This is a genomic window from Siphonobacter sp. BAB-5385, from assembly GCF_002261125.1.
Classification (GTDB): Bacteria; Bacteroidota; Bacteroidia; order Cytophagales; family Spirosomataceae; genus Siphonobacter.
Genome location: NZ_NMPS01000193.1, coordinates 22,094 through 28,344, shown reverse-complemented (window position 1 = coordinate 28,344; position 6,251 = coordinate 22,094). Strand labels below are relative to the sequence as shown.

10 protein-coding genes are annotated in these 6,251 nt (G+C 50.3%); all 10 read left to right on the top strand.

From position 1 onward, the window contains the following. Positions 1-262: DNA methyltransferase (locus BWI93_RS19265; RefSeq protein WP_141217534.1), on the top strand; the 262-nt coding region annotated here is incomplete at its 5' end. After that, the gene (locus BWI93_RS19260; protein WP_094814292.1) at positions 259-1,437 is read left to right on the top strand and encodes a phosphoadenosine phosphosulfate reductase family protein; all 1,179 of its coding nucleotides are present in this window, start codon (positions 259-261) and stop codon (positions 1,435-1,437) included. The genes BWI93_RS19265 and BWI93_RS19260, both read left to right, overlap by 4 nt. A gap of 1 nt (position 1,438) precedes the next feature. Beyond that, positions 1,439-1,645, top strand: coding sequence for a hypothetical protein (locus BWI93_RS19255; protein ID WP_094814290.1), 207 nt, complete (start codon positions 1,439-1,441; stop codon positions 1,643-1,645). Further along, positions 1,635-2,477, top strand: coding sequence for a DUF5131 family protein (locus BWI93_RS19250; RefSeq protein ID WP_094814288.1), 843 nt, complete (start codon positions 1,635-1,637; stop codon positions 2,475-2,477). Before BWI93_RS19255 ends, BWI93_RS19250 begins: the two co-directional genes overlap by 11 nt. After that, a complete protein-coding gene (locus tag BWI93_RS19245; RefSeq protein ID WP_094814286.1) occupies positions 2,474-2,722 on the top strand; it encodes a hypothetical protein in 249 nt (82 codons plus the stop codon). Before BWI93_RS19250 ends, BWI93_RS19245 begins: the two co-directional genes overlap by 4 nt. Positions 2,723-2,726: 4 nt before the next feature. Continuing rightward, positions 2,727-3,287, top strand: coding sequence for a hypothetical protein (locus tag BWI93_RS19240; RefSeq protein WP_094814284.1), 561 nt, complete (start codon positions 2,727-2,729; stop codon positions 3,285-3,287). Positions 3,288-3,289: 2 nt separating this feature from the next. Beyond that, positions 3,290-3,613 carry a hypothetical protein gene (locus BWI93_RS19235; RefSeq protein WP_094814282.1) on the top strand — a complete coding sequence of 108 codons (324 nt, stop codon included), beginning with the start codon at positions 3,290-3,292 and terminating at the stop codon, positions 3,611-3,613. After that, on the top strand, positions 3,610-3,939 hold the full coding sequence (locus tag BWI93_RS19230) for a hypothetical protein (protein WP_094814280.1): 330 nt from the start codon (positions 3,610-3,612) through the stop codon (positions 3,937-3,939). The genes BWI93_RS19235 and BWI93_RS19230 overlap by 4 nt, the downstream gene beginning before the upstream one ends. 135 nt (positions 3,940-4,074) lie before the next feature. Further along, a complete protein-coding gene (locus tag BWI93_RS19225) occupies positions 4,075-4,566 on the top strand; it encodes a hypothetical protein (protein ID WP_094814278.1) in 492 nt (163 codons plus the stop codon). Next, positions 4,557-6,230, top strand: a complete 1,674-nt coding sequence (locus BWI93_RS19220) for a DEAD/DEAH box helicase (RefSeq protein WP_094814276.1) — start codon at positions 4,557-4,559, stop codon at positions 6,228-6,230. Before BWI93_RS19225 ends, BWI93_RS19220 begins: the two co-directional genes overlap by 10 nt. The last annotated feature ends 21 nt before the right edge of the window (positions 6,231-6,251 follow it).

Sequence of the window (6,251 nt, the reverse complement as noted above, 5' to 3'; positions counted from 1 at the left end):
CTGTCCCTTTCAGCTGGATATTGTCGAGCGGGTGATTCGCCGTTATACCAACCCCGGAGAGCTGGTCTACGATCCCTTCGGAGGTCTGATGAGTGTTCCGTATTCAGCGATCAACCTGGGCCGTAGAGGCTACGCCTGTGAGCTAAATCCGGAGTACTTCGCGGATGGAGTCAAATACTGCCGGGAAGCTGAATACAAACGTTCCGTGCCCACGCTGTTTGATATGCTGGGAGTTGAAGTGATGGAAGGGGGTGCGGCGTGAGAAAGCAAACTTCAATCTGGGAAAATCAGCGAATCGACTTCGATGGTTGCGTTGATCTGACGGTACGGTCGCTGAATACGTACGGAATCGAGCGGCCCCACTGGGTATTTACTTGGTCCGGTGGAAAGGATTCAACAACGCTTGTAACCCTGGCCCTTTCGCTGATCAATAGCGGGCAGGTGAAGGCTCCTGAAACTATCACAGTTTTGTACGCCGATACTCGTATGGAATTACCTCCGCTTCAGTATTCGGTGTTTTTCCTCATCGAGCAGATGAAAAGCCGTGGAATTGACGTGGAAATCGTGATGGCTCCCGTTGAACGTCGGTTTCTGCCTTACATACTCGGTCGAGGTGTACCGCCCCCAAACAACAATACCCTTCGCTGGTGTACCCGTCAGATCAAACTGGAGCCGATGCAGGAAAAGGTCAACGAGCTGGCCAAGGCCCACGATGGTGGGGTGCTTTTGATGACCGGCGTCCGGCAAGGTGAATCAGCGATCAGGGACGGACGAATTGCCATGAGTTGCGGAAAGAACGGAGCTGAATGCGGACAGGGTTGGTTTCAGCAGGATATCTCTGGCGTAGACAAATTGGCCCCACTACTTCACTGGCGAGTTTGTACGGTATGGGATTGGCTGAAAATATTCGCTCCGAAAGAAGGCTGGAAAACGCAGCTGCTGGCTGACGCCTACGGAGGGGATGAGGCTGAGGAAATCAACGCCCGGACGGGGTGCGTCGGTTGCCCGCTCGCTTCAAAGGATACGGCTCTGAACGCGATACTTGAAATGCCTAAGTACGAGTTTCTGAAACCCCTGGCTGGTCTTCGATCCATTTACGAGGAAATGCGGCTACCTCAGCACCGACTACGCAAGCCCGGTGGCGAGGCCCGGAAGGATGGAAGCCTTTCTAAGAATCAGAACCGGATGGGCCCACTAGCGATCGAATCCCGTGAATACTTCTGTAATCAGATCCTTTCGATTCAGGAGGAGATCAACCGAAGTAAACCGCTGGATCTTCCGGACGTGAATTTCATCAACGCGGAGGAGCTGGCTTATATCCGGGATTGCTGGACTAACAAGGTGTTCCCGGAGAAGTGGACGGGTGAGGAGCCTAGGGCTGATCTGCCTTTCGTTCCTTACTACCAAGATGGATCGTTCCAACCCTCACTTTTTTAAAATGGGCGAGTCAACTCCAACGCCCGATTCCCTATGGTACCATAAGAAAACGGGCATACCCTACCGGGTGATTCGGCTGATCATCAACAAAACGGCCAACGATGAGCAAATGGTTTTGTATCAGCCCTTCCAATATCCCGAATACCAGTATTGCCGGACTCTTCCGGATTTCCATCAATCGTTTAGCGAAAAAATAAATGGCAAATAATTCGAAAATACAATGGACACATGCCACCTGGAACGTGGCCAGAGGTTGTACGAAAGTAGATGAGGATTGCAAGTACTGTTACATGTACCGGGATAGCTTCAATGAGACCCGGTACCAGCCCAAAGAAGTCGTTCGTACCAAATCGGTTTTTAACCTGCCGTTACGCTTGAAAGAACCGTCCCTGATTTTTACTTCGTCGCTGACGGACTTCTTTCATCCGGATATTGATACTTACCGCTGGGAGGCCTTTCAAATCATAGCTCAGTGCCCGCAGCATACGTTTCAAATCCTTACAAAAAGACCGGAACGAATATGGGGATGTCTTGAACAGGCTTTGAAACTAGCCATTGACAATAATGCTGTCTTTGCGGAATTGATGCTACGCCATTGGATAAACGGCAACGCTCCTAAAAATGTCTGGTTAGGCACTTCTATTGGCTCTCAACAATCCATTAACCGGGCTTGGGATTTACTAGCAGTACCCTCAAAACTTTACTTCCTTTCTCTGGAACCCCTTCATGGTCTGGTTGATCTGGATGAGGCCGAATTGTTACTGCTTAACTGGCAGGCTAAAGCAACAGTAGGCAAATACATTGACTGGGTAATCGTCGGCGGAGAGTCAGGGAACGAAAACGGAAAGTATCAGTACCGGCCCTGTGAATTAACCTGGATTACCCGTATTGTCCATGATTGCATGGCGGCCGGAGTTCCAGTTTTCGTCAAGCAACTCGGAACGCACCTGGCTAAACAGCTCAAGTTAAAGGATCGGCACGGCGGCAACATGGAAGAGTGGCCCGCTTCACTTCAAATCCGGGAGATGCCAAATCTATGAAAGATTGGCCTGTTATCCGACTCACCCAAAGGGAATTTGATGGGCTGCCCGAATACTCCTGTTCCATTCCCACCGGTACTACCATCGGCAAACGCTGGAAAAGGGACGTAAACGCTTACCCAAGAGGCTATGGGCCTCATCCGCCGCCCTACTGGATTGTCTGTGAGTATGCTGAGCATCCCACGGACCCTGAAAACAAAGTAGCCATTCTTTATAAACGTATCATCATTACCAAACACCCCTAAAACAATGATTACTGAACTTACTGGCCTTGCTAAAAAAGCCCACCAAATTAATCGCAACAATGGTTTTTGGGATGAAGTCCCACCGCTCAAACAATGCATTGCCCTGGCTATTGGGGAGCTGTTTGAAGCCCTGGAAGCCGATCGGGTTGGGAAGACCATGACTAAGGTCCATCCAGATGAGGAGCGACGAATGCTCATGAATGATTTGAATGTACATTTTGATCCCGTGTTGTTTAAAGTCTCCGTTAAAGACACGGTAGAGGATGAGTTAGCCGATGTGGTCATTCGCTGCATGGATACGCTCATCGGTCACTATATCGATTCGGATGATATTACGGCCATTCATGCACCGACCGAATTCGAAAACATCTCCGAGTTTATCATGTCCACAATAAGCATCATCATGTGGCAGTACAATAAAAATAACATCTCGGAATGTTTGCAGGGCCTGATTTCCTGCTGCTATAGCTACGCAAGCTTTAAGGGAATGGATTTGGACTGGCACATTCGGATGAAGATGGCCTACAACGCTACGCGGGAAAGAAAGCACGGTAAATCGTACTAAACATGCGGGAAGCCAAAAAGCTGTATTACTATATCGGCGAAGGGCATCCAGTCCCCGAGCCCGGCAGGTATCTAGTGAACATGGGAAAGAAGGGGCCGGGGACTGTGTATCTCATTACTGCTATAGTTCGCACCAAGCAGAAGCGGCCCGTCGAAGGCTACACCTGCTACACGCTCACGCTCCAGCGGCTTGATGGACTCAAAGAACTAGTCGTGTACGAAATGCAGGACGGTATCTGTAGTGTCTGGGTCAAAGGAGAAGAGGCCTTCCCATGCTTTGCATTTGATCCAAAGGAAAGACGATCACTTTTAAAACCAAGATCATGACTTACAAAGATCCTATCATGGCTGGGTATCGGGACTTCATCAGAGAAGCCCAAAAGCTCAACCTGGTCAGCAATGAACGCATGTTTCGACTGCTGACTAAAATCAAAGGAGAGGCTTTCGTAAACGACTTGCAGGCCTTAATCAAAATCCTTGGATGTCGGTATAGTAAGATTCGTGTTTCCCGAAAGCCGATGGGTATACGGGTGTTTGAAAAACGAGTCCCTTCCATTAGCGAGCTGTGGGTAGAAATGAAAGAGGGGGAGTTTCTCAAAGCCATCGTATCAATCCAGGTGAAGCCTGACCGCTGGATTGTCCTGTATCTCTAATTAATCCCTATCCATGCGGTATATCATCTTCACCCTCTTCTGTGTCGGATTGGCTTATGCCATCTGGCACGGATGGACTTTCAAATGTGGCGACTGCGAAATCCACGGTAACGGTCTTAAAGACCACCTTGACAAATGGAAGTAAAACAAACCATGTTCGACAGCAAATGGTGCTGTCAGTGCAAGTTCCACAGCGGCGTGCTCTGTAAAAACGAAAAGAGTCATTCGGGCTGGGTTGTTGAAAGCAGAGGAACCTGCCCCGAATGGCGAATTGATCCCCGCTACAAGCCCATGCAACTCCTGCACCTATTACGCATCACCCGCTTTGATCTGCACAATGAAAAGGTACTCCAGGGCCAGATGGAAGAGGCCTTCCAAAAGGCGGGTATCGCCTATGAGCGGGAAGTAACCTTAGCCCCCGGCGATATCATCGACTTCATGGTAGGCCCCACGGGTATCGAGGTAAAGATTGCGGGTACTCCCAAGGCTATCTATAAGCAGCTCGAACGCTACGCTCAGCATGAGAAGGTCGGAGAGATCATTCTGGTCACTAACAAAGCCCTTCGGTTAAAGGAAGTCAATCACAAACCCATTCACATCGTTAATCTGGGACTGGCATGGCTGTAAAAACGTACGGTGAGATTATCTACGCCGCTGAGCAGAATCAATTCACCATCACCCGGGCAGACCCGCACGTCTGCATTAAACTCAAACACCTGTTTACCCGGATTCCTACCTACGCTACGGCTCCCTTTTACTTTGCTACCACGCCCGAAGTATGTGCCGATCTGGAATGGTTCCTATCCCGCTACCCAATGCTTTGCTCAGTGAGTACGCAGCGGCGGATTGCCGAAGGGAAGGCTCGGTTTGAGCAGGATGTAAATGATCTGGAAGCCATTCACCTGCCAGACTATCAGCCGCCGGTTACGGTACTCAAGGGAGGCTTCACCGCCCGCGATTACCAGGTGAAAGCAAAGGAGACCTACCTGAAAGTAAAACGATTGCTCCTAGGCGATGATCTGGGCCTCGGAAAGACGCTCTCTGGCATTCTTTCGTTTCTGCATCCCGATACCCTTCCAGCCGTCGTCGTTGTACAAACCCACATGCCGAAGCAGTGGAAGGAGGAAGGTATTGAAAAGTTCACGAATCTAAAGGCTCATATCATTCAGGGAACCAAGCCCTACAGCCTTCCCGCAGCGGACGTGTATATTCTCAAGTACTCCTGTCTGGCAGGCTGGGTGGATGTCTACGGAAAAGGCCTGTTTAAGTCAGTCATCTTTGATGAGTGTCAGGAGCTACGGGTTGATGGTACAGCTAAATACAACGCCGCCCGTACGCTGGCCTCGAACGTTGATTACTGTATGGGACTTTCGGCTACACCGGTCTACAACTACGGGAATGAGATTTACAACATTCTCGATTTGATCAATCCGCGTTGCCTCGGTGATCGGGATGAATTCAACCGGGAATGGACCACGCTTGTCGGTATGAAGCGAAAGGTCAATGATCCAAAAGCATTGGGTAGTTACCTACGGGAGCGATTCCTCATGCTACGACGCACCAGAGCCGACGTGGGACGCGAACTCCCGCCGATCAATAAGATAGTCCACACGGTAGGTTACGACGAGGCTGAGGTCAAGAAATCTGAGGAACTAGCCAAGGAACTTGCCATGAAGGTGATGGAAGGCTCGTTTATCGAAAAAGGCGAAGCCGCCCGTGAGCTGGACATGCTCGCTCGCTACACCACCGGCATCTCGAAAGCCCGCTCCGTCGCCCAATATGTTCGTATCCTCTTGGAAAACGAGGAGCCCGTAGTCCTAGCTGGCTGGCACCGTGATGTGTACGACATCTGGCTGAAGGAACTCGCTGACTTTGATCCCGTCATGTACACGGGTACTGAATCTGGGCCTCAGAAAGAGAAAGCTAAGCAGGCCTTTGTTAGCGGAGAAACCAACCTGTTTATCATCTCCCTACGATCGGGGGCGGGTCTGGATGGATTACAGCACCGCTGTAAGACCGTCGTCATTGGCGAGCTGGACTGGTCACCCAAAGTACACGATCAGCTGATTGGACGGGTAGACCGCGACGGGCAGGAGAATCAGGTAACGGCTATCTACCTGGTTAGCGATTCAGGATCCGATCCCGTCATCATTAACCTGCTGGGCTTAAAGTCCTCCCAAGCCAACGGCATTGTTGATCCCTTGAGTACGCCGGCCGAGCAGTTTAGCGATGATAGCCGGATGAAAGCCCTGGCCAAGCAGTATCTGAGTATCCGGGAAGTCTTGAAATAACCACCAATTAAAACACAACTT

Bases quoted from the DNA above. Each gene is read 5' to 3' on its own strand.
- BWI93_RS19255 (WP_094814290.1), top strand. From the start codon at position 1,439: ATGGGCGAGTCAACTCCAACGCCCGATTCCCTATGGTACCATAAGAAA.
- BWI93_RS19250 (WP_094814288.1), top strand. From the start codon at position 1,635: ATGGCAAATAATTCGAAAATACAATGGACACATGCCACCTGGAACGTG.
- BWI93_RS19245 (WP_094814286.1), top strand. From the start codon at position 2,474: ATGAAAGATTGGCCTGTTATCCGACTCACCCAAAGGGAATTTGATGGG.
- BWI93_RS19240 (WP_094814284.1), top strand. From the start codon at position 2,727: ATGATTACTGAACTTACTGGCCTTGCTAAAAAAGCCCACCAAATTAAT.
- BWI93_RS19235 (WP_094814282.1), top strand. From the start codon at position 3,290: ATGCGGGAAGCCAAAAAGCTGTATTACTATATCGGCGAAGGGCATCCA.
- BWI93_RS19230 (WP_094814280.1), top strand. From the start codon at position 3,610: ATGACTTACAAAGATCCTATCATGGCTGGGTATCGGGACTTCATCAGA.
- BWI93_RS19225 (WP_094814278.1), top strand. From the start codon at position 4,075: ATGGAAGTAAAACAAACCATGTTCGACAGCAAATGGTGCTGTCAGTGC.
- BWI93_RS19220 (WP_094814276.1), top strand. From the start codon at position 4,557: ATGGCTGTAAAAACGTACGGTGAGATTATCTACGCCGCTGAGCAGAAT.